This window comes from Thauera sp. GDN1 (genome assembly GCF_029223545.1).
In the GTDB taxonomy this organism is placed as follows: domain Bacteria; phylum Pseudomonadota; class Gammaproteobacteria; order Burkholderiales; family Rhodocyclaceae; genus Thauera.
Genome location: NZ_CP097870.1, coordinates 1408800 through 1431699, shown reverse-complemented (window position 1 = coordinate 1431699; position 22900 = coordinate 1408800). Strand labels below are relative to the sequence as shown.

Annotated in this window: 21 protein-coding genes; 7 read left to right on the top strand and 14 right to left on the bottom strand. The window is 68.2% G+C overall.

The window, feature by feature from the left end:
• Nucleotides 1–45: 45 nt before the first annotated feature.
• Both serC and gyrA read right to left on the bottom strand, forming a co-directional pair.
• Nucleotides 46–1143, bottom strand: coding sequence for a 3-phosphoserine/phosphohydroxythreonine transaminase (gene serC / locus CKCBHOJB_RS06525; protein WP_281051182.1), 1098 nt, complete (start codon nt 1141–1143; stop codon nt 46–48).
• Complete coding sequence (gene gyrA, locus CKCBHOJB_RS06520; protein ID WP_281051181.1) at nt 1143–3797, bottom strand: DNA gyrase subunit A; 2655 nt, start codon at nt 3795–3797, stop codon at nt 1143–1145. The genes serC and gyrA overlap by 1 nt, the downstream gene beginning before the upstream one ends.
• A gap of 283 nt (nt 3798–4080) precedes the next feature.
• On the opposite strand from gyrA, the gene grpE reads away from it, so the two are divergent.
• The 3 genes from grpE to dnaJ all read left to right on the top strand — a co-directional run bounded on the left by grpE (nt 4081) and on the right by dnaJ (nt 7920).
• Nucleotides 4081–4656 carry a nucleotide exchange factor GrpE gene (grpE, locus tag CKCBHOJB_RS06515; RefSeq protein WP_281051180.1) on the top strand — a complete coding sequence of 192 codons (576 nt, stop codon included), beginning with the start codon at nt 4081–4083 and terminating at the stop codon, nt 4654–4656.
• Nucleotides 4657–4773: 117 nt separating this feature from the next.
• Nucleotides 4774–6702, top strand: coding sequence for a molecular chaperone DnaK (gene dnaK / locus CKCBHOJB_RS06510; RefSeq protein ID WP_281051179.1), 1929 nt, complete (start codon nt 4774–4776; stop codon nt 6700–6702).
• A gap of 96 nt (nt 6703–6798) precedes the next feature.
• Entirely contained in the window at nt 6799–7920 is a 1122-nt protein-coding gene (dnaJ, locus tag CKCBHOJB_RS06505) for a molecular chaperone DnaJ (RefSeq protein ID WP_281051178.1), read from the top strand.
• Between the two features lie 163 nt (nt 7921–8083).
• On the opposite strand, the gene cysS is transcribed toward dnaJ, so the two are convergent.
• Entirely contained in the window at nt 8084–9472 is a 1389-nt protein-coding gene (gene cysS / locus CKCBHOJB_RS06500; RefSeq protein WP_281051177.1) for a cysteine--tRNA ligase, read from the bottom strand.
• A gap of 401 nt (nt 9473–9873) precedes the next feature.
• On the opposite strand from cysS, the gene CKCBHOJB_RS06495 reads away from it, so the two are divergent.
• From CKCBHOJB_RS06495 to CKCBHOJB_RS06480, 4 genes are all read left to right on the top strand, one after another.
• Nucleotides 9874–10392 carry a peptidylprolyl isomerase gene (locus tag CKCBHOJB_RS06495; protein WP_348634865.1) on the top strand — a complete coding sequence of 173 codons (519 nt, stop codon included), beginning with the start codon at nt 9874–9876 and terminating at the stop codon, nt 10390–10392.
• A gap of 96 nt (nt 10393–10488) precedes the next feature.
• Complete coding sequence (locus tag CKCBHOJB_RS06490) at nt 10489–10983, top strand: peptidylprolyl isomerase (protein WP_281051175.1); 495 nt, start codon at nt 10489–10491, stop codon at nt 10981–10983.
• A gap of 53 nt (nt 10984–11036) precedes the next feature.
• Complete coding sequence (locus CKCBHOJB_RS06485; RefSeq protein ID WP_281051174.1) at nt 11037–11801, top strand: UDP-2,3-diacylglucosamine diphosphatase; 765 nt, start codon at nt 11037–11039, stop codon at nt 11799–11801.
• A gap of 193 nt (nt 11802–11994) precedes the next feature.
• On the top strand, nt 11995–12405 hold the full coding sequence (locus tag CKCBHOJB_RS06480; protein ID WP_281051173.1) for a DUF4332 domain-containing protein: 411 nt from the start codon (nt 11995–11997) through the stop codon (nt 12403–12405).
• A 143-nt stretch (nt 12406–12548) separates the two neighbouring features.
• Here CKCBHOJB_RS06480 and CKCBHOJB_RS06475 read toward each other — a convergent pair whose 3' ends face one another.
• From CKCBHOJB_RS06475 to CKCBHOJB_RS06425, 11 genes are read right to left on the bottom strand one after another with little or no spacing between them, the layout of a single operon-like run.
• A complete protein-coding gene (locus tag CKCBHOJB_RS06475) occupies nt 12549–13736 on the bottom strand; it encodes an O-succinylhomoserine sulfhydrylase (RefSeq protein WP_281051172.1) in 1188 nt (395 codons plus the stop codon).
• 55 nt (nt 13737–13791) lie between these two features.
• Nucleotides 13792–15330: an amidophosphoribosyltransferase gene (gene purF, locus CKCBHOJB_RS06470; protein WP_281051171.1), complete on the bottom strand. Its 1539-nt coding sequence runs from the start codon at nt 15328–15330 to the stop codon at nt 13792–13794.
• An 11-nt stretch (nt 15331–15341) separates the two neighbouring features.
• Nucleotides 15342–15833: a CvpA family protein gene (locus CKCBHOJB_RS06465; RefSeq protein ID WP_281051170.1), complete on the bottom strand. Its 492-nt coding sequence runs from the start codon at nt 15831–15833 to the stop codon at nt 15342–15344.
• 10 nt (nt 15834–15843) lie between these two features.
• The gene (locus tag CKCBHOJB_RS06460; protein ID WP_281051169.1) at nt 15844–16575 is read right to left on the bottom strand and encodes an SPOR domain-containing protein; all 732 of its coding nucleotides are present in this window, start codon (nt 16573–16575) and stop codon (nt 15844–15846) included.
• Between the two features lie 12 nt (nt 16576–16587).
• A complete protein-coding gene (folC, locus tag CKCBHOJB_RS06455; RefSeq protein WP_281051168.1) occupies nt 16588–17907 on the bottom strand; it encodes a bifunctional tetrahydrofolate synthase/dihydrofolate synthase in 1320 nt (439 codons plus the stop codon).
• The gene (gene accD / locus CKCBHOJB_RS06450; protein WP_281051167.1) at nt 17907–18785 is read right to left on the bottom strand and encodes an acetyl-CoA carboxylase, carboxyltransferase subunit beta; all 879 of its coding nucleotides are present in this window, start codon (nt 18783–18785) and stop codon (nt 17907–17909) included. Before accD ends, folC begins: the two co-directional genes overlap by 1 nt.
• 2 nt (nt 18786–18787) lie before the next feature.
• A complete protein-coding gene (gene trpA / locus CKCBHOJB_RS06445; RefSeq protein ID WP_281051166.1) occupies nt 18788–19603 on the bottom strand; it encodes a tryptophan synthase subunit alpha in 816 nt (271 codons plus the stop codon).
• 43 nt (nt 19604–19646) lie between these two features.
• Entirely contained in the window at nt 19647–20858 is a 1212-nt protein-coding gene (gene trpB, locus CKCBHOJB_RS06440; protein ID WP_281051165.1) for a tryptophan synthase subunit beta, read from the bottom strand.
• The gene (locus tag CKCBHOJB_RS06435; RefSeq protein ID WP_281051164.1) at nt 20845–21468 is read right to left on the bottom strand and encodes a phosphoribosylanthranilate isomerase; all 624 of its coding nucleotides are present in this window, start codon (nt 21466–21468) and stop codon (nt 20845–20847) included. The genes trpB and CKCBHOJB_RS06435 overlap by 14 nt, the downstream gene beginning before the upstream one ends.
• A complete protein-coding gene (gene truA, locus CKCBHOJB_RS06430) occupies nt 21469–22266 on the bottom strand; it encodes a tRNA pseudouridine(38-40) synthase TruA (RefSeq protein WP_281051163.1) in 798 nt (265 codons plus the stop codon).
• A complete protein-coding gene (locus tag CKCBHOJB_RS06425) occupies nt 22263–22874 on the bottom strand; it encodes a CbiQ family ECF transporter T component (RefSeq protein WP_281051162.1) in 612 nt (203 codons plus the stop codon). Before CKCBHOJB_RS06425 ends, truA begins: the two co-directional genes overlap by 4 nt.
• Nucleotides 22875–22900: the final 26 nt, after the last annotated feature.

Sequence of the window (22900 nt, the reverse complement as noted above, 5' to 3'; positions counted from 1 at the left end):
CCCCTCCAGCTTCCGCTTTCCGTTCGTTCGTGATCTTGCCCGGACTCAACCGCGGCGCGCGGCGAAGTCGCGCATGAAGTCGACCAGCGCCTGCACGCCTTTGATCGGCATCGCGTTGTAGATCGATGCGCGCATGCCGCCAACCGACTTGTGGCCCTTCAGCTGCACCAGCCCGGCCGCCTTCGACTCGGCCAGGAAAGCGTCGTTGAGCGCCTCGTCCTTGAGGAAGAAGGGCACGTTCATCCGCGAGCGGCAGGCGGGATCGACGCGATTCTCGTAGAAATCGCTGCCGTCGAGGAAGTCGTACAGCAGCTTCGCCTTGGCCACGTTCTGCGCCTCGATCGCGGCCACCCCGCCCTGGCGCTTCAGCCACTGGAAGACCAGGCCGGCGATGTAGATCGCGTAGGTCGGCGGGGTGTTGTACATCGAGCCGTTGTCGGCCACCACCTTGTAGTCGAAGGCGCTGGGGCACAGCGGCATCGCGCGCCCGACCAGGTCCTCGCGCACGATGACGATGGTCAGGCCCGCGGGTCCGATGTTCTTCTGCGCGCCGCCGAAGATCAGTCCGTACTTGGACACGTCGATCACGCGCGACAGGATGTGCGAGGACATGTCGGCCACCACCGGCACCTCGCCGCGGCCGATCTGCGCCAGGTCGGGCTCGAAGGGGTACTCGACGCCACCGATGGTCTCGTTGGTGCAGGTGAACACGTAGGCCGGATCGGCCGACAGCTTCCACTCCGCCATCGGCGGCACGGTGGTGAAGCCGCTCGCCTCGGACGAGGCGGCGATGTTCACCTCGGCGTACTTGCGCGCCTCTTTCTGCGACTTCTGCGTCCACGAGCCGGTGACCACGTAGTCCGCCGCGCGCCTGTCGCCCATCAGGTTCATCGGGATGATCGCGTTCTCGGCAATCGCCCCGCCCTGCATGAACAGGATGCGGTAGTTCGCCGGCACCGCGAGCAGCTCGCGCAGGTCGGCTTCGGCCTGCGCGGCGATGGCGGTGAATTCCTTGCCGCGATGGCTCATCTCCATCACGCCCATGCCCGACCCGTGCCAGTCGAGCATCTCCGCGGCGGCCTGGCGCAGCACCTCCTCGGGCAGCACCGCGGGACCGGCGCTGAAATTCCACACGCGACTCATCAAGCCTCTCCTTGCTCGCCGGCGGCCGGGGCCTCGCCCTCGCCGCCCTCACTCCCCTCGCCCGCCGCAGCGTGCGCTCCGCCCTCGGCCGCCTCGTCACTGGCGCGCATACTCTCGTCCGACTCGGACTCGGCCACCTTCTCGATGCTGGCGAGGAAGGTGCCCTCGTCGAGGTTGATCAGGGTCACGCCCTGGGTCGAGCGTCCCATCTCGCGGATGCTCTCGACGCTGGTGCGGATCAGCACGCCGCCGGTCGAGATCAGCATCACCTCGTCGGAGGGCTCGACCAGCACCGCACCGACCAGCTTGCCGTTACGGTCGCTGGTCTGGATCGCGATCATGCCCTTGGTGCCGCGGCCATGGCGGGTGTATTCCGCCACTGGCGTGCGCTTGCCATAGCCGTTCTCGGTCGCGGTCAGCACCGACTGCGACTCGTCCTTGGCCACCAGCATGGCGATCACCGCCTGGCCGTCTTCCAGCATCATGCCGCGCACGCCGCGGGCCTCGCGGCCCATCGGGCGCACGTCGGTTTCGGCGAAGCGCACCGCCTTGCCGGCGTCGGAGAACAGCATCACGTCGCACTGGCCGTCGGTGATGGCCACGCCGATCAGGTGGTCGCCGTCGTCCAGGTTGACCGCGATGATCCCAGCCTTGCGCGGGTTGGAGAACGCGGTGAGCGCGGTCTTCTTGACCGTGCCTTCCGAGGTCGCCATGAACACGAAGTGCTCCTCGTCGAACTCCTTGATCGGCAGCACCGCGGTGATCTTCTCGCCTTCGATCAGCGGGAAGAGATTGACGATGGGCTTGCCGCGCGAGTTGCGGGTGCCTTCGGGCACCTCGTACACCTTGAGCCAGTAGCAGCGCCCGCGGCTGGAGAAGCACAGCACGGTGTCGTGCGTGTTGGCGACGAAGAGGTGGTCGATGAAGTCCTCGTCCTTCATCGAGGTCGCCTGCTTGCCGCGGCCGCCGCGGCGCTGGGCGCGGTAGTCGGCGAGCGGCTGGCGCTTGAAGTAGCCGGTGTGCGACAGGGTCACGACCATGTCTTCCGGCGTGATCAGGTCCTCGATGTTGATCTCGGCGGTGTTCATGACCAGCTCGGAGCGGCGCGGGTCGCCGAACTGGTTGCGCACCGCGGTGAGCTCCTCGACGATGATCGCGGTGATGCGCTCGGGGCGGGCGAGGATGTCGAGCAGGTCGGTGATGATGTCCATCACCTCGCGATACTCGCCGACGATCTTGTCCTGTTCGAGTCCGGTCAGGCGCTGCAGGCGCAGCTCGAGGATGGCCTGGGCCTGGGCTTCGGACAGGCGGTAGCCCTGCTCCGAGAGGCCGAACTGCGCATCCAGCCCTTCCGGCCGGTAGCTGTCGGCCAACGCGCGCGACAGCATCTCCTCGACCAGCGGCGAACGCCAGGTGCGCTCCATCAGCCCGCGCTTGGCTTCGGCGGGTGTCGGCGCGGCCTTGATCAGGGCGATGATCTCGTCGACGTTGGACAGCGCCACCGCCAGGCCTTCGAGGATGTGGCCGCGGTCGCGCGCCTTGCGCAGTTCGAAAATGGTACGGCGGGTGACGACCTCGCGCCGGTGCTCGAGGAAGCACACCAGCATCTGCTTGAGGTTGAGGAGGCGCGGCTTGCCGTCGACCAGCGCCACCATGTTCATGCCGAAGCTGTCCTGCAGCTGGGTGTGCTTGAAGAGCTTGTTGAGCACCACCTCGGGCATCTCGCCGCGCTTCAACTCGATGACCAGGCGCATGCCCGACTTGTCGGACTCGTCGCGGATCTCGCTGATGCCCTCGATCTTCTTCTCGTTGACCAGCTCGGCCATGCGCTCCTGCAGGGTGCGCTTGTTCACCTGGTAGGGCAGCTCGTCGACGATGATCGCCTGGCGGTCGGTCTTGCCGATCGGCTCGAAGTGGGTGCGCGCGCGCATGATCACGCGCCCGCGCCCGGTGCGGTAGCCCTCGCGCACGCCATGCAGGCCATAGATCAGGGCGGCAGTCGGGAAGTCGGGCGCCTGGACGATATCGATCAGGGCCTCGATGTCGGTATCCGGCTCCGCCAGCAGCTTCAGGCAGGCGTCGACGACCTCGCCCAGGTTGTGCGGCGGGATGTTGGTCGCCATGCCCACCGCGATGCCGGCCGAGCCGTTGATCAGCAGATTGGGGATGCGCGCGGGCAGGACCAGCGGCTCCTTCTCCGAGCCGTCGTAGTTCGGCCCGAAGTCGACCGTCTCCTTGTCGATGTCGGCCAGCAGCTCGTGGCCGATGCGCGCCATGCGGATTTCGGTGTAACGCATGGCCGCGGCGTTGTCGCCGTCGACCGAGCCGAAGTTGCCCTGGCCGTCGACCAGCATGTAGCGCAGCGAGAAGTCCTGCGCCATGCGCACGATGGTGTCGTACACCGCGATGTCGCCGTGCGGGTGGTACTTGCCGATGACGTCGCCGACGATACGCGCCGACTTCTTGTAGGCGCGGTTCCAATCGTTGGAGAGCTCGTGCATCGCGAACAGCACGCGCCGGTGCACCGGCTTGAGGCCATCGCGGGCGTCGGGGAGCGCGCGCCCCACGATCACGCTCATCGCGTAATCGAGGTAGGAGTGGCGCATCTCCTCTTCGAGGCTGATCGGCAGGGTTTCCTTGGCGAACTGGGTCATGCTTGCAGGCGGACAAGCCGCGAAAACCAAAACACGTGATCTTACCACGCCGCCAGCACCTCCCTCAGATCGAAGGCGGCCGCAGGCGCGGTGGCCGACCCGCAAGTCGCCTGTGCGCGTCCGTTCGCGGCCGGGCGCCGCAGACCCCGGAACCGGACCCCGGAGTCCAAGACCGGGCCGGGCTCACCGCGCCCGTTCTTTTTTCCTCCCTCCCCTCTTGAACTGGCGCACTACGCCCCAAAGTACCCGGCTGTTTCAGGAATCAACAGGGAGCCAGACCGACATGCAGGACCCGAACCAGGCCAGCCAGACCTCCGCCGAACAGCCCGCCGACATCGGCCTCGATGCCGCGGCCGCGGCGGCCGACACCGCGCCGGAGAACGGCATCGACAGCATGCCCAATCTCGAGGAGGCGCTGCGCCAGGCCGAGCTGAAGGCGGCCGAGCACCACGACGCCTGGCTGCGCGCCAAGGCCGAGACCGAGAACGTGCGCCGCCGCGCCCAGGAAGACATCGTCAAGGCGGGCAAATTCGCTGCCGAGAAGTTCGCCACCGCGATGCTGCCGGTCAAGGACAGCCTGGAGGCTGCGCTCGCCACCGAGAACCAGACCGTGGAAAAGATGCGTGAAGGCGTCGAGCTCACCCTGCGTCAGCTCGTCTCGGCCTTCGAGGGCGCCAGCCTGAACGAAGAGAACCCGCTCGGCCAGAAGTTCGATCCCAACAAGCATCAGGCGATCAGCATGGTCGAGGCCGACGCCGAAGCCAACACCGTGGTCACCGTGTTGCAGAAGGGCTACCTGCTCAACGAGCGCGTGATCCGTCCGGCGATGGTGATGGTGTCCAAGGGCAAGAGCCAGTAAGGGCGGCCAGCAATTTGTCGCGGCGCGCTTGAAAGCGGAACGCGCCGCCCCATATTCGAACCAGACCGGCGCGCAACCCGCCGCGCCTCCCCGAATACAGACTGAAAAGGAACACTCATGGGCAAGATCATCGGCATCGACCTCGGCACCACCAACAGCTGCGTTTCCGTGATGGAAGGCGGCAAGCCGAAGGTCATCGAGAACTCCGAAGGCGCGCGCACCACCCCCTCGGTGGTCGCCTACGCCGAAGACGGCGAGATCCTGGTCGGCGCGCCGGCCAAGCGCCAGGCGGTCACCAACGCCAAGAACACCCTGTTCGCGATCAAGCGCCTGATCGGCCGTCGCTTCGAGGAGAAGGAAGTGCAGAAGGACATCGCGATGATGCCCTTCACCATCGCCAAGGCCGACAACGGCGACGCCTGGGTCGAAGTGCGCGGCAAGAAGATCGCGCCGCCGCAGGTGTCCGCCGAGATCCTGCGCAAGATGAAGAAGACCGCCGAGGACTACCTCGGCGAGGAAGTGACCGAGGCCGTCATCACCGTGCCGGCCTACTTCAACGACAGCCAGCGCCAGGCCACCAAGGACGCCGGCCGCATCGCCGGCCTCGAGGTCAAGCGCATCATCAACGAGCCGACCGCGGCTGCGCTCGCCTTCGGCATGGACAAGAAGCCGGGCGACTCCAAGATCGCGGTGTATGACCTCGGCGGCGGCACCTTCGACATCTCGATCATCGAGATCGCCGATCTCGACGGCGAGCACCAGTTCGAAGTGCTGGCCACCAACGGCGACACCTTCCTGGGCGGCGAGGACTTCGACCAGCGCATCATCGACTACATCGTCACCGAGTTCAAAAAGGAACAGGGCGTCGATCTCAAGAACGACGTGCTCGCGCTGCAGCGCCTGAAGGAAGCCGCCGAGAAGGCCAAGATCGAGCTGTCCTCCGGCCAGCAGACCGAGATCAACCTGCCCTACATCACCGCCGACGCCTCGGGCCCGAAGCACCTGGCGATCAAGATCACCCGCGCCAAGTTCGAGTCGCTGGTCGAGGACCTGATCGAGCGCTCGATCGAGCCCTGCCGCATCGCGCTGAAGGACGCCGGCCTCAAGGTCTCGGACATCGACGACGTGATCCTGGTCGGCGGCCAGACCCGCATGCCCAAGGTGATCGACCGCGTGAAGGAGTTCTTCGGCAAGGAACCGCGCCGTGACGTGAACCCGGACGAGGCCGTGGCCGTCGGCGCCTCCATCCAGGGCGGCGTGCTGCAGGGCGAGGTCAAGGACGTGCTGCTGCTCGACGTCACCCCGCTGTCGCTGGGCATCGAGACCCTGGGCGGCGTGATGACCAAGCTGATCCAGAAGAACACCACGATCCCGACCAAGGCCTCGCAGGTGTTCTCGACCGCCGACGACAACCAGAGCGCGGTGACCATCCACGTGCTGCAGGGCGAGCGCGAGATGGCCTCGGGCAACAAGAGCCTGGGCCAGTTCAACCTCTCCGACATCCCGCCGGCGCCGCGCGGCATGCCGCAGATCGAGGTCACCTTCGACATCGACGCCAACGGCATCCTGCACGTGTCGGCCAAGGACAAGGCCACCGGCAAGGAGAACAAGATCAAGATCCAGGCCAACTCCGGCCTGTCGGACGCGGAAGTCGAGCGCATGGTGCGCGACGCCGAGGCGCATGCCGAGGAAGACAAGAAGGCGCACGAACTGGTCGACGCCCGCAACCAGTGCGACGCGCTGATCCACTCGACCAAGAAGGCGATGGGCGAGTACGGCGACAAGCTGTCGGACGACGAGAAGGCCACGATCGAAGCCGCGATGAAGGACGCCGAAGAGGCCATCAAGAGCGGTGACAAGGACACGATCGAAGCCAAGAGCCAGGCCCTGGCCATGGCCGCGCAGAAGCTCGGCGAGCAGATGTACGCCCAGGCCCAGGCCGAAGGCGGTGCCCAGGGCGCGGCCGGCGGCCAGCAGGCCGGCGGCAAGGCCGAGGACGCCGACGTGGTGGATGCCGAATTCACCGAAGTGAAGGACAAGAAGTAATCGTCATTCTGGCGAATCCTTCGCGGCCGAGCCCCGCCGGAGCACTGCTCCGGCGCCGGCTCGGCCTTTGCTTGAGACCAGACTGAGCGCAGCACCATGTCCAAACGGGATTACTACGAGGTCCTCGGCGTCAACCGCGACGCCGGCGACGACGAGATCAAGAAGGCCTACCGCAAGCTGGCCATGAAGCACCACCCGGACCGCAATCCGGACAACAAGGACGCGGAAGAGAAATTCAAGGAGGCCAAGGAGGCCTACGAGATGCTCTCCGACCCGCAGAAGAAGGCCGCCTACGACCGCTACGGCCACGCCGGCGTCGACCCGTCGATGGGCGCGGGCGGCCAGGGTTTCGAGGGCGGCTTCGCCGATGCCTTCGGCGACATCTTCGGCGACCTTTTCGGCGGCGGCGGCCGCGGCGGGCGCTCGAACGTCTACCGCGGCGCCGACCTGCGCTACAACCTCGAGATCACGCTCGAGGAGGCGGCGCGCGGCGCCGAGAAGACGATCCGCATCCCCACCGTCGAGGAATGCGGCACCTGTAACGGCAGCGGGGCCAAGCCCGGCACCCAGCCCAAGACCTGCCCGACCTGCAACGGCCACGGCCAGGTGCGCGTGCAGCAGGGCTTCTTCTCGATCCAGCAGACCTGCCCGAAGTGCCACGGCAGCGGCAAGATCATCCCCGACCCCTGCCGCGACTGCGGCGGCGCTGGCCGGGTGAAGAAGCAGAAGACGCTCGAGGTGAAGATCCCCGCCGGCATCGACGAAGGCATGCGCCTGCGCCACGCCGGTCACGGCGAACCGGGCGTCAATGGCGGCCCGCCGGGCGACCTCTATGTCGAGATCCACATCCGCAAGCATGCGGTGTTCGAACGCGACCACGACGACCTGCACTGCGAGATGCCCATCAGCATCACGGTTGCGGCACTCGGCGGCGAGATCGAGATTCCGACGCTGGAAGGCATGGCACGGCTCAAGATCCCCGCCGAGACGCAGAGCGGCAAGGTCTTCCGGCTGCGCGGCAAGGGCATCAAGAACGTGCGCAGCCACGTCCATGGCGACCTGATGTGCCACGTCGTGGTCGAGACCCCGGTGAGCCTCACCGAGCGCCAGAAGGAGCTGCTGCGCGAGTTCGAGGAGATCTCCAGCGGCAACGCCGACCGTCACAATCCGAAGGCCAAGGGCTGGATGGACAAGGTGCGGGACTTCTTCGGGAACTGAAGCCGGCCAGGCGGTCTGCGGTCCGTGCGAGCGGGCCCCACCCCCCAAAAGCGAGAACGCCCGCTCCTGCATTGCAGGGCGGGCGTTCTTACGATGTTTCGGGCTGCCGGGAAATCGCGACCGGAGCGCCGCATCCATCGCGGACGGCTTCTTCCCTCCTCGCTCAGGCGCGCCGCCAGGTCGTCCCGCCAGGACCGTCCTCGAGGATCACGCCGGCCTCGAGCAGCTCGGCACGAATGCGATCGGCGTCGGCGAAGTTCTTCGCCTTCTTGGCTGCGGCGCGTTCGGCGATCCTCGCCTCGATCGCGTCGGCATCCACCCCGCCCGCCGCATCCGGCGCGCCCGCCTGCAGGAAGGCCTGCGGCTCGCGGCCGAGCAGGCCGAGCACGCCGCCGAGCGCCTTCAGCTGCGCGGCGAGCGCCGGCGAGGCGCAGCGGTTGACCTCGTTGGCGAGCTCGAACAGCACGGCCACCGCCTCGGCGGTGTTGAAGTCGTCGTCCATCGCCGCACGGAAGCGCTGCGCGTGCGCCTCGCTCCAGTCGGGCACCGCCTCGCCCTGCACCGGCACGTTCTTGAGCGCGGTGTACAGGCGGGTGAGCGCGTTGCGGGCGTCCTTGAGATGGGCGTCGGAATAGTTCAGCGCGCTGCGGTAGTGCGCGCGCAGGATGAAGAAGCGCACCACCTCGGGGTCGTACTTCTGCAGCACCTCGCGGATGGTGAAGAAGTTGCCGAGCGACTTCGACATCTTCTCGTCATCGACGCGCACGAAGCCGTTGTGCATCCAGTAATTGACGAAGGCGTGGCCGTGCGCGCCCTCGGACTGGGCGATCTCGTTCTCGTGGTGCGGGAACTGCAGGTCCATGCCGCCGCCGTGGATGTCGAAATGCTCGCCGAGCAGCTCCGAGCTCATCGCCGAGCACTCGATGTGCCAGCCCGGCCGGCCCTCGCCCCAGGGCGACGCCCACTTCACCTCGCCCGGCTCCTCGACCTTGGCGTGCTTCCACAGCACGAAGTCGAGCGGATCGTTCTTGTCCTGGGCCACGTCGACGCGCTCGCCGGCGCGCAGTTCGTCGAGGGACTTGCCCGACAGCTTGCCGTAGCCCTCGAACTTTCGCACCGCGTAGCACACATCGCGGTTGGCGGCGACGTAGGCCAGGCCCTTTTCCTCGAGGCGCGAGATCAGCGACTGCATCTGCGCGACGTAGTCGGTGGCGCGCGGCTCGTGGTCGGGGCGCAGCACGCCGAGCGCATCGGCATCCTCGTGCATCGCGGCGATGAAGCGGTCGGTGAGCTGGCGGATGGTCTCGCCCTTGTCCTGCGCGCGACGGATGATCTTGTCGTCGATGTCGGTGATGTTGCGCACGTAGGTGACGTCGAGCCCGCTCGCGCGCAGCCAGCGCGCCACCATGTCGAACACGACCATCACCCGCGCATGGCCGAGGTGGCAGAAGTCGTACACCGTCATGCCGCACACGTACATGCGGACCTTGCCGGGGTCGATCGGGGTGAAGACTTCCTTGTTGCGCGACAGGGTGTTGTAGATCGAGAGCATCGGGATGACGGATAAACGGGAGGGAAAACCACGCCGGCAGCGCGATTGTTAGGGGTGGGGCTTGTTGCTAGAATCTGGCGCCGTTCAGCGGCCGCAAGCCCGTGCTGGAAGGGCGCAAATATACCATGGCTGGCGGGGCCGCCATTTCGTCCGCCGGGCCGTTGCCGTCGGGTTCCTCCACCGCGGCAACGATGGCCCGTCGCGGGTCGACCTGCGGCGGGCGGGCCCACCGCAGCCGACGCGCACGGGCATTCGCCGCCGCGCCGACCGCATCACAATCACCTCTGCCGCCCCGCCCGGGCCGCGGCTGCAGGCAGAACACCGGAGATTCCATGAAAAAGCACCTGATCGCCTTCGCCGCACTCGCCAGCACCGCGCTGAGCGCGCTGGCCGCCAACCCCATGGTCGAGATGAAGACCAGCCAGGGCGAGATCGTCGTCGAGGTCTTCGCCGACAAGGCGCCCAAGTCGGCGGAGAACTTCGTCCAGTACGTCAAGGACGGCTTCTACGACGGCACCGTGTTCCACCGCGTCATCGACGGCTTCATGATCCAGGGCGGCGGCTTCGACGCCGAGATGAAGCAGAAGAGCACCCGCGCGCCGATCGAGAACGAGGCGAAGAACGGCCTCAGGAACGAACCCGGCACGCTGGCCATGGCGCGCACCGCCGACCCGCACTCGGCGAGCGCACAGTTCTTCATCAACCTCGTGCCCAACACCTTCCTCGACTACCCCTCGCGCGACGGCTGGGGCTATGCCGTGTTCGGCAAGGTGGTCAAGGGCATGGAGGTGGTCGAGAAGATCGGCAAGGTGCAGACCGCGAACCGCGGCTTCCACCAGAACGTGCCGGTCGAGGCGGTCGTCATCGAGAGCGCGCGCGTGCTCGAAACCGTCAAGCCGGCGAAGAAGCCGGCCAAGTAAGCGCAAGATCCATCGTGCCGGGCCGCGCCGCCCGGCATGGCCCACGCCGGCCGCGCCGCGGCCGGGCCAGAGACCGGTTCATCCAGGAGAACACACATGGCAGTCAAGCTGCACACCAACCACGGCGTCATCACCCTCGAACTCGACGCCGACAAGGCGCCCGTCACCGTCGCCAACTTCCTCGCCTACGTCGCGGCCGGCCACTACGACAACACCATCTTCCACCGCGTCATCGACGGCTTCATGATCCAGGGCGGCGGCTTCGAGCCCGGCATGAACCAGAAGCCGACCGGCGAGCAGATCAAGAACGAAGCCGACAACGGCCTCAAGAACGAGCGCGGCACCATCGCCATGGCGCGCACTCAGGCGCCGCACTCGGCCACCGCGCAGTTCTTCATCAACGTCGCCGACAACGACTTCCTCAACCACCGCTCGCCCGACCTGCAGGGCTGGGGCTACTGCGTGTTCGGCCGCGTGAGCGAAGGCATGGACGTCGTCGACAGCATCCGCAAGGTCAAGACCGGCTCCAGCGGCTTCCACCAGGACGTGCCCAAGGAAGACGTGGTCATCGAGCGCGCCGAAGTCGTCTGATCGTGCCCGATCGCACTCCCTCCCCCGCCCGCCCGGGCGGGGCAGCCTACGGAATGCCGGAAGCCGCGCATGCGGGGCTTCCGGCATTGTTCATTTCGGACCTGCACCTCAGCGAGGACGAGCCGGCCAACGTCGACGCCTTCCTCGGCTTCCTGCAGGGCCCGGCACGCGAGGCGGCGAGCCTTTTCATCCTCGGTGACCTGTTCGAATACTGGGCCGGCGACGACGACCTCGCCACGCCCTTCAACGCCGCCATCGCCGCCGCGATCCGCGCCCTGGCCGACGCCGGCACCGCCGTGTTCTTCATGACCGGCAACCGCGACCTGCTCGCCGGCGCGGACTTCGCAGGCGCGATCGGCGCCACCCTGCTCGAGGATCCGGCACGCGTGCGTCTCGGCGAAGGCGACAGCGCCCCGGTAGTGCTGCTCGCCCACGGCGACGCGCAGTGCACCGACGACCTCGCCTACCAGGCCTACCGCCGCCAGGTCCGCGATCCCGCCTGGCAGGCCGGCTTCCTGGCCCAGCCCCTGGCCGCGCGCAAGGCCTTCATCGCCTCGCTGCGGCAGAAGAGCGAAGCCGCCAAGGCCGGCAAGTCGATGGAGATCATGGACGTCAATGCCGACGCGGTCGCGGCGCTGCTGCGCGCGCACGGCTATCCGACGCTGATCCATGGCCACACGCACCGCCCCGACCGGCACCAGCTGCGCATCGACGGTCGCGACTGCGTGCGCCACGTCCTCGCCGACTGGCGCGGCACGGCGCGCTGGCTCGCCTTCGACGGCAAGCGCTTCACCACCGGCGACGGGACCACCGCCTGAGGCGGCCACGACGACACGTTCGTCACGCCGGCAGCGCCGGCGGCCGCTGCCCGGCGCGGCCGTTGCACGATCAGAGCGATCCTGCGCGGATCGCGGGTTATCATCGTCATACGTGGAATCGATGCGGATGGCGGGGTCGACCGGCACGCATCGTCGCGTTCACCATTCCGGAACAGACCATGGAGGCAGGACGATGGCGAATTACAGGATCGAAGACATCGAAGGCATCGGCGAAGTGATCGGCAAGAAATTCCGTGATGCCGGCGTCAAGGACACCGACTCGCTGCTCGCTGCCAGCACCACGCCGGCGGCGCGCGCCAAACTGGCCGAGGCCACCGGCATCTCCGCCGGCCAGGTGCTGAAGTTCGCGAACATGGCCGACCTCTACCGCATCAGCGGCGTCGGCGCGGACTACGCGCAGCTGCTCGAGGCCGCCGGCGTCGACACCGTGCCCGCCCTCGCCCGTCGCGCGCCGGCCAACCTGGCTGCCACGCTGGCCGAGGTCAATGCCGAGAAGAAGCTGACCCGCCGCGTCCCGCCCGAGGCGGACGTCGTCAAGTGGGTCGCCCAGGCCAAGGAACTGCCGCGCGTACTCGAGTACTGAGTGCGCCGCATCGTGGCGAACGACGACTCGACGTTCTCCCCGCTAGCAGGAAAGACGGCGGGAGGTTGATGAAAAAACGGGGAGGGTCCGCCCGCAGGGCGCCCTCCCCTATCCGTACATCGCGATGGCTGCGGGATGCGCGCTTATCCCCGCGCCAGGCCGCGCGCCAGGTCTTCCTTCAGGTCCTCGACGTCCTCCAGCCCGACCGCGACTCGCAGCAGGCCGTCGCCGATGCCCGCAGTGGCACGTGCTTCCGCGCTGATGCGGCCGTGGGTGGTGGTCGCCGGATGGGTGATGGTGCTCTTGGTGTCGCCGAGGTTGGCGGTGATCGAGATCAGGCGGGTGGAATCGACCACCTTCCACGCCGCATCGCGGCCGCCTTTCACGTCGAAGCTGACGATCGCGCCCCCGCTCTTCTGCTGGCGCATCGCGAGCGCGTGCTGGGGGTGGGATTCCAGCCCAGGATAATAGACACGGGCGACGCCGGGCTGCGACTCGAGCCAACGCGCCAGTTCCAGCGCGCTCGCCGACTGGGCCTGCATGCGGATGCGCAGCGTCTCCAGGCCCTTCAGGATCACCCAGGCGTTGAATGGCGACAGCGTCGGGCCGGCGGTGCGCAGGAACTTGAACACCTCGTCGGTGACCGCCTTGCTGCCGACCACCGCGCCGCCGAGCACCCTGCCCTGGCCGTCGAGATACTTGGTCGCCGAATGCACCACCACGTCGGCGCCCAGTTCCAGCGGGCGCTGCAGCGCCGGCGTGCAGAAGCAGTTGTCGACCGCGAACAGCACCCCGGCCTCGCGTGCGATCGCCGCCACGCCGGCGATGTCGATGACCTCGGTGAGGGGATTGGACGGCGTCTCGGTGAAGAACAGCCTGGTGCGCGGCGTGATCGCGGTACGCCAGGCGTCGAGCTCGGTGGCCGGCACGAAGGTGGTGGCGATGCCGAACTTCGACAGGATGCCGCCGAAGAGCTGCTGGGTGGCACCGAACAGGCCGTTGGAGGCCACCACGTGATCGCCCGCCTGCAGGGTCGCCATCGCCAGCGACATGATCGCCGACATGCCGGACGCGGTGGCGATGCATGCCTCGCCGCCCTCGAGCGCGGCGAGCCGGGTCTGCATCGCGGTCACTGTCGGATTGGAGAAGCGCGCGTAGACGTAGCCCTCCTCGGCACCGGAAAAGCGCGCCGCCGCCTGCGCCGCGCTCTCGAACACGAAGCTCGAGGTCAGGTACATCGCGTCGCCGTGCTCCCCGAAGGGCGTGCGTTCGATGCCAGCGCGCACAGCCAGGGTGTCGGGATGGTAGGCCGGGAAGTCGGGGAGGCTCATGTCGTTCTTCGTGTTCGTGCTGCGGTTGGGGCCGGGCGGAGGAAGCCGCTGGCGATCAGCGCTCGCCGCCCGAGGCGAGGTTCAGGTCGAGCTGGCCGTCGTCCGCATCGTCGCCGCTGTCGGCCTTGGAGGGCTTGGCCTCGCTGCGCTGGTGCTCGACCCCGTTCAGGTACTCGACGGTGATGTCGCCGGTGATGTACTGGCCGTCGAAGCAGGAGGTCTCGAAGAAGCTGATCGCGGGATTGAGGGCGCGCACCGAGGCCTTCAGATCGTCGAGTTCCTGGTAGATCAGGCCGTCGGCGCCGATCTCGGCGCAGATCTCCGCTTCGGTCCGGTCGGAGGCGATCAGTTCGGCGCGGGTCGGCATGTCGATGCCGTACACGTTCGCATAGCGCACCGGGGGTGCCGCCGAGGCGAGATAGACCTTGGTCGCGCCGGCCTCGCGCGCCATGTTCACGATCTCCTTGCTGGTGGTGCCGCGCACGATGGAGTCGTCGACCAGCAGCACGCTCTTGCCCCTGAATTCCTGGTGGATGGTGTTGAGCTTCTGGCGCACCGATTTCTTGCGCGTGGCCTGGCCGGGCATGATGAAGGTGCGGCCGATGTAGCGGTTCTTGACGAAGCCCTCGCGGAAGGGCAGGTCGAGGCGGTGCGCCATCTGCATCGCAGACGGGCGGCTCGAGTCCGGGATCGGGATCACCACGTCGATATGCACGTTCGGCATCGTGCGCCGCATCTTGTCGGCGAGGAACTCGCCCATCTTCATGCGCGACTCATAGACCGACACGCCGTCGATGATGGAGTCCGGACGCGCCAGATAGACGAACTCGAACATGCACGGCGCCTGGACCGTCTTGGTCGCGCACTGGCGACTGTGGAAATTGCCGGTGGTATCGACCAGCACCGCCTCGCCCGGCGCGACATCGCGCAGCAGGCGGAAGCCCAGCACATCGAGCGCCACCGACTCGGAGGCCACCAGCCATTCGGTGCCGGCCTCGCAGTCGTTACGGCCGATGACCAGCGGGCGGATCCCGTAGGGGTCGCGGAAAGCGAGCAGGCCGTAGCCGGCGATCATCACCACCACTGCGTAGGCACCGCGGCAGCGGCGGTGCACCCCGGCCACCGCGCGGAAGATCGCCTCCTCGTCGAGCTTGAGGCCGTTGCAGGCCGCCTGCAGCTCGTGCGCCAGCACGTTCAGCAGCACTTCCGAGTCGCTGCTGGTGTTGATGTGGCGCAGGTCGGACAGGAACATCTCGCGCTTGAGCTCTTCCGAGTTCGTCAGGTTGCCGTTGTGCGCCAGCAGCAGGCCGAAGGGCGAATTGACGTAGAAGGGCTGTGCCTCGGCGGCGTTGTAGGCCGAGCCGGCGGTCGGGTAGCGGACGTGGCCGATGCCCCAGTTGCCCTGCAGGTTGCGCATGTTCCGGGTGCGGAACACGTCGCGCACCAGGCCCGAGCCCTTGTGCATGTGGAAGCGTCCGGCTTCGGAGGTGGCGATGCCCGCCGCGTCCTGACCACGATGCTGCAGCACCTGCAGTCCGTCGTACAGCAACTGGTTGACCGGGGAGGTGGCGACGACACCGAGAATTCCGCACATGGAAGTAACGCCTATCTGAATCGAATCTTGTCGGCCACCTCGACGGGCAGCCACGGTTTTGCAGCGATCACCGCCGACTCCATCGGCGGCGAGAACAGCGCCTGGGTCCACCAGGGTTCGCGCGACACGCCGGCCAGTCCGCCGATCAGCACCACGACGAAGGCGATCGCCAGGCCGCGGGCGATGCCGAACAGCGCACCGAAGAAGCGGTCGGTCGCACCCAGCCCGGCCGCGCGCAGCAGCTCGCGCAGCAGGTAACGGATGAGCGCGGCGAGGATCAGCACACCGACCACGACCAGCGCGCCGCCGGCCACCTGCCGCCATACCGGCTCGACGATCAGGCCCGAAAACACCTGCGCCGCCTGTTCGTTATAGCGCCACGCGGCGAAGAGTGCCGCCACCCAGGCGAGCACGGCCATGATCTCGCTGACCAGGCCGCGCCACATGCCGATGGCTGCCGACAGCCCCAGCACGGCGAGAAAGACGTAATCGAATACCGTCATCGTCGATCGTTCAGCGCGGCTGGAGAACGGCGCGGTGGCCGGCAGACTTCAGTCGCGCGGCGGCGGAATCGGCGGCCGCCCGTCCGGCGATCGGGCCCACGCGGACGCGGGTGACGTTGCCGGCGCGCTCGGTGTAGGCCGCGAAGCCCTTCGCCTTCAGCTCCTCGGCCAGGCGCGCGGCCTTGGCGGCGTCGCTGAAGGCGCCGATCTGCAGCACGAAGGATTCGCCGCGCGGCGGCACCGCCTGCCCGCTGAGGATCGCCCGCACCCTGGCCTCCTCCTCGGCGGACGGGGTGGCAGGCCGCGGTTCGGGTGCCGCTGGGGACTTCGCCGGCGGCGGCTCGGTACGCGGCGCTGCAGGCTGTGGTGACTGGGCCTGCTGCTGCGCCGAGCGCGGCGGCGTCGCCGGCGCCGCGGCGGCCTCGGCCGCGGGCTTGGCGGCGGGCTTGGCGGCGGGCTCGGCCACAGCCGCAGCGGCCTTGTCACTGGCGGCGAGTTCGTCGTCCTCGGGTACCGGCACCGCGGCGACCGGCGGCTGGCTTTCGCCGGCGGGCGACGGGCGCGGCAGCGCGGCGACCGCGTCGCGGTCGGGAATCGTGATCTGGATGTCCTGCACGGCTCGATGCGGCTCCTGGTCCATGATCATCGGCAGCACCACGGCCGCGAGCAGCGCCAGCGCGACCGCGCCGACGAGCCGGCGCCGCGCCCGCTTCTTGATGTCCAGATTCTCTGTGTCACTCACCGCCGAACCTCGTCAGTGCCTTGCCGCCTTGATCGCTGCGAGCACATCTGCCACCGTCAGGAAGGATCCGAAAACGACGATTCTATCACCCTCGCCGACTTCCTTTTGCGCTGCAGCAAACGCATCGGCGGGCGAGCCGAAGCAGCGGACGTCGCGCTTGTCGCTCACCCCACGCACCACTTCGGCCAGAGCCTCTGCGCCCAGCCCCCGCGGCCCGGGCAGGTCGGCGAGCAGCCAGTGATCCACGCGCCCGGCCATCAGTCCCACGACCCCGGCAACGTCCTTGTCGGCCAGCATCCCGAGCACCGCCCAGGTCTCGGAGTAGAACCCCATGTTGCCGAGGTTGTCGGCCAGCACGCCTGCGGCCTGCGGGTTGTGCGCCACGTCGAGGACGATGCTGGGCCGGCCGGCCAGGACCTGGAAGCGTCCCGGCACGTCGACCAGCATCAGCCCCTGGCGGATGTGCTGCATCGACACCGGGATGCGCGCGCGCAAGCATTCGAGCGCGGTGATGACCGCCGAGGCGTTGAGCAGCTGGTTGGCGCCGCGCAGGGCCGGATAGGCCAGGCCGCCGCGCTTGACCAGGCTGCCCTGCGCCGGCGGCTGCGCATAGCGCCAGTAGCCCCACTGCTGGCGGTCGCCGCCGAAGCCGAAGTCGCGCCCGCTGATCCACAGCTGCGCGCCGACCGCGGCGGCCTGCTCCACCAGGCTCGCAGGCGGCTGCGGGTCGCCGCAGACGGCCGGGCAGCCGCTGCGGAAGATGCCCGCCTTCTCGCGACCGATCGCCTCGCGCGTGTCGCCGAGGTAATCCATGTGATCCATCGCCACGCTGGTGACCAGCGCGCAGTCGGAATCGAACACGTTCACCGCATCGAGGCGGCCGCCGAGGCCGACCTCGAGGATGACGACGTCCGGCCGTTCACTTGCGAACACGTGCCAGGCGGCCAGCGTGCCGTGTTCGAAATAGGTCAGCGGCGTGTCGCCGCGCGCGGCCTCGACCGCGGCGAAACCGTCGACCAGGCTCCGATCGCTCGCATCCTTGCCATCCACGCGCACGCGCTCGTTGTAGCGCAGCAGGTGGGGCGAGGTATAGCAGCCGACACGGTAGCCGGCCGCAAGCAGGATGCTCTCCAGCATCGCGCAACACGAGCCCTTGCCGTTGGTGCCGCCCACGGTGATCACCACCGCATCGCAGTCCACTGCCATCCGCTCGCGCACGGCGGCCACCCGCGCGAGGCCGAGTTCGATGCGCTGGCCATGGCGCGCCTCGAGCAGCGCGAGCCAGCCGGCGAGGCTGTCGGGCATTGTCGACCTCAGCACCTCGTCAGCCATCAGTCGGCAACCACGTCCGCGGGTTGACGGCTGAGCATCGCAAGCAGCGTGGCGAGCTGGTCGCGCATCTCGCGACGATCGACGATCAGGTCGATCGCACCCTTCTCGAGCAGGAACTCGGCACGCTGAAAGCCTTCGGGCAGTTTCTCGCGCACGGTCTGCTCGATCACGCGCGGGCCGGCGAAGCCGATCAGGGCATTGGGTTCGGCGATCACGAGGTCGCCCATGAAGGCGAAGCTCGCCGACACGCCGCCCATGGTCGGGTCGGTGAGCAGGGTGACGAAGGGCAGGCGGCGCTCCGCCAGCCGGGTCACCGAAGCGGTCGTCTTGGCCATCTGCATCAGCGACAGCAGGCCCTCCTGCATGCGCGCACCACCCGAGGCGGTCACGCAGATGAAGGGCACGCGCTGCTCGAAAGCGGCCTTGGCGCCGCGCACGAAGCGCTCACCCACGACCGAGCCCATCGAGCCGCCGAGGAACTCGAACTCGAAGCACGCCACCACCACCGGAATGCTCTTGATCGCGCCGCTCATCACCACCATCGCATCGGCCTCGCCGGTGTCGGCGGTGGCCGTGGACAGGCGCTCGGGGTACTTGCGCGAATCCTTGAACTTGAGCGCATCGACCGGCGTCACCTCGGCGCCGATCTCCACCCGGCCTTCGGTGTCGAGCAGCAGGTCGAGGCGGCGGCGTGCGCGCAGGCGGTGGTGATGGCCGCACTTGGGGCAAACGCCGAGATTGCCGTCGAGGTCGGAGCGGTACAGCACCGACTCGCAGCCCTCGCACTTGCTCCACAGACCTTCCGGGATGGATTTGTTGCGCCCCGACGCGTCGCCGCGCTTGATCTTCGGCGGCAGCAGCTTCTGCAACCAGCTCATGCTCAGACTCCTTTGCCCGGTACGAGGGCGTCGAGCGCGACACGGATGTCGTGCATGAACGCGGTCACGCGCGCGACCTCGGCGCCCGGGTTGTTCTCGATTTCCTCGATGATGCGGCTGCCGATCACCACCGCGTCGGCCACTGCGCCGATGCGCTGCGCGCTCTCGGCGTCACGGATGCCGAAGCCCACGCCTACCGGCATGCCGACCGCGGCGCGGATCTGCGGGATGCGGCGTGCGACCTCGTCGACGTCGAGCTTCGCGCTGCCGGTCACGCCCTTCAGGGAAACGTAGTAGATGTAGCCGCTGCCCGCACGGGCGACGTCGGCGAAGCGCTGCTCCGACGAGGTCGGCGCGAGCAGGAAGATCGGATCGAGCCCACCCGCCTTGGCGGTAGCGGCGAAACCGACGCATTCCTCGGGGGGGTAATCGACGACCAGCACGCCATCGACGCCGGCCTCATGCGCGGCGGCAACGAAGCGCTCCTGCCCCATGGCCTCGATCGGATTGGCGTAGCCCATCAGCACCACCGGCGTGTCGGCGTTGGTGGCGCGGAAGGCGCGCACCAGCTCGAGCACCTTGCGCAGGCTCATGCCCTGCGCGAGCGCACGCTCGGAGGCGCGCTGGATGGTGGGGCCGTCGGCCATCGGGTCGGAAAACGGCACGCCGAGCTCGATGATGTCGGCGCCGCCTTCGACCAGCGCGTGCATCAGCGGCAGGGAGAGCTCGGGCGCCGGGAAGCCGGCGGTGACGAAGGGGATCAGCGCCTTGCGGCCATCGGCCTGCAGGCGCTGGAAAACGGTCTGGATTCGCGACATGTCTCGATCACACTGCGGGCCGCATCAGCGGCCCGCGACAGGTTCAGAACTGGATGCCGGAGCGTTCGGCGACGGTGTGCATGTCCTTGTCGCCACGGCCGGAAAGGTTGACCAGCAGGACCTTGTCCTTGGGCAGGGTCGGCGCCAGCTTGGCAGCGTAGGCCAGCGCGTGCGAGGACTCGAGCGCGGGGATGATGCCTTCGAGCCGGCACAGGTCGTGGAAGGCCTTCAGCGCCTCGGCATCGGTGATGCCGACGTATTCGGCGCGCGCACTGTCCTTGAGCCAGGCGTGCTCGGGGCCGACGCCCGGATAGTCGAGGCCGGCGGACACCGAGTGGGTCTCGATGATCTGCCCGTCCTCGTCCTGCAGCAGGTAGGTGCGGTTGCCGTGCAGCACGCCGGGACGGCCGGCGGTCAGCGAAGCCGAATGGCGACCGGTGTCCAGGCCGTCGCCCGCGGCCTCGACGCCGATCAGCTTCACGCCCGGCACGCCGATGTAGGGATGGAAGATGCCCATCGCGTTCGAGCCGCCGCCCACGCAGGCGATCACGCAGTCGGGCTGCCGCCCCACCATCTCGGGCATCTGCACCAGGCACTCCTTGCCGATCACCGACTGGAAGTCGCGCACCATCATCGGATAGGGATGCGGGCCGGCGACGGTGCCGATGATGTAGAAGGTGTCGGCGACGTTGGTCACCCAGTCGCGCATCGCCTCGTTGAGCGCATCCTTCAGCGTCCTCGAGCCGGACTCGACCGGGACCACGGTGGCGCCGAGCAGCTTCATGCGGTAGACGTTGGCGGCCTGGCGCTTGACGTCCTCCGAGCCCATGTACACCACGCACTCCATGCCGTAGCGCGCGGCCACGGTGGCGGTGGCGACGCCGTGCTGGCCGGCGCCGGTCTCGGCGATCACGCGCGGCTTGCCCATGCGGCGGGCGACCAGCGCCTGGCCGATGCAGTTGTTCACCTTGTGCGCGCCGGTGTGGTTGAGGTCCTCGCGCTTGAGGTAGATCTGCGCGCCACCGAGGATGCCCGACCAGCGCTTGGCATGGTAGATCGGGCTCGGGCGGCCGACGTAGTGCTTGAGCTCGTACTCGAACTCGGCGACGAATTCCGGATCGTTCTGGCAGGCCGCGTAGGCCTCGCGCAGCTCGGCCAGGGCCGGCATCAGCGTCTCGGAAACGAAGACGCCGCCGTAGGGGCCGAAATGCCCGCTCGCATCGGGAAACTGGTAAGGCGTGTCAGCCATCTGCATGTCGAACTCCGGCGATGAACGCGGCGATCTTTTCCGCGTCCTTGATTCCCTTGGCACTTTCGACCCCGCTCGACACGTCCACCGCCCACGGGCGGACGCGACGCACGGCATCGACGACGTTGTCCGCATCCAGCCCGCCCGACAGCACGAGCGGACGCGCGAACCCTGCGGGGATCAGCGTCCAGTCGAAAGTCTTGCCCCCGCCGCCGTAACCATCGACGAAGGCGTCGACGAGGATGCCGCTGGCGCGCGGATGCGAAGCCGCGAATTCTAGCAGATCGACCCCCGGCCGCATCCGCGCCGCCTTGATCCAGGGTCGTCCGTAGCGCGCGCATTCGGCTTCCGCTTCGTCCCCGTGGAACTGCAGAAGTTGCAGCGGCACGCGTTCGAGCACCGCATCGACCTCGCCGGGCGCGGGATTGACGAACAGGCCGACCGACGTCACGAAGGGCGGCAGCAGCGCGACCAGCTCCGCCGCGTGCTCGATCGAGACCGCGCGCGGGCTGGGCGGATAGAACACGAAGCCGATCGCGTCGGCACCGCCATCGACGGCCGCGCGCACGTCCTGCGCACGGGTCAGGCCGCAGATCTTGATTCGGGTACGGGTCATTCAGACGAGGGGTAGCTGGGGCAGCGCGATGATACGCCCATCGCCGGGGAGCGGCCAGCGCGCCGGGTAGGTCACGCCGCATAGGTAGAGCCCGTCCGGGGAGAAGGTCGGCGCCGCGCGGCTGCGGTCGCGCGCGGCGAGCAGTTCGCGCATCCACACCACCGGATAGCGCCCCTTGCCGACATAGACCAGCGCACCGACCAGGTTGCGGATCATGTGGTGCAGGAAGCCGTTGGCACGGAAATCGAACAACAGGTAATCGCCCTGGCGCGTGACCCGCGCCTCGTGCATCAGCCGCAGCGGCGTCCTGGCCTGGCAGCCCGCGGCACGGAAGGACGAGAAATCGTGCGTGCCGACGAGGCATTCGGCCGCTGCCGCCATCCGCGCCTCGTCGAGCGGCAGGTGGAACCACCCCACCCGCCCGGCGAGCATCGCCGGCCGCGTCGGGGCGTTGTGGAGGATGTAGCGGTACTGGCGCTCGCTGGCGAGATAGCGGGCATGGAAGTCGTCTCCGACCTCGGCCGACCAGCGCACCACCACCGCCGGCGGCAGCAGCGCATTGACGCCGCGCACCCAGGCCGAGGACGGACGCTGTGCACGGGTGTCGAAATGCACCACCTGCGCGCTGGCATGCACGCCGGTGTCGGTGCGACCCGCGCAGTGCAGGCGGACCGGCTCGGCGGCGATCTGCGCCAGCGCGGCTTCCAGCACGTCCTGCACGGTGCGTCCGTGAGCCTGGCTCTGCCAGCCGAAGAAGGCATCACCGGCGTATTCGAGGCCGAGCACGATGCGCTTCATCGCAGGCTCCACCACAGCAGGCCGGCGAACACGGCGAGCGCGATCGTCGCGTCCGCCATTCCCAGCCGTTCCCTATTCAGCACGACGACCTCCTCCGCAGCCCCGATTCCATCCTCCTCGCCCCCCTCGGGCAGCAGCCATTCCCGCCACTGGCCGCGCCCATGGCCGCGCGGCGACGCCTCGACGTAGCGCAGCACCAGCAGCAGGCGCAAGGCCAGGCGCTCCGGCGGCACGCCGATCAGGCGAAGCGGGCGGGCGAGCGCATGCAGTCCGCCGACCAGCCTGTGCAGCGACAGGCGCTCGAGCAGGACCGCCACCGCGCACACCACCGCAACCAGGCGGCCGGCATGGAGCATGGCGAGCGCAAGCCCCTCGCGCGTCGGTCCCAGGCGCGGCCACTCGTGAAGCAAGGCCTCGCCGGGCGTGAACCACGCGAACAGGATCGCGATCGCCAGCAGCAGCACGCGAACCCTGCGCAACAGACGCAGGAAGCGCGTGCGCGCGAGGACCGCCGCAGCCAGCAGGCAGAGCGGCACCACGGCGGCAAGCGCAGCGGGCGAAAGAAGCTGGATCGACGCCACGGCCGCCAGCCAGAGAATCAGGATCAAGCCGGAATGCATGTCGGTAAACGCAA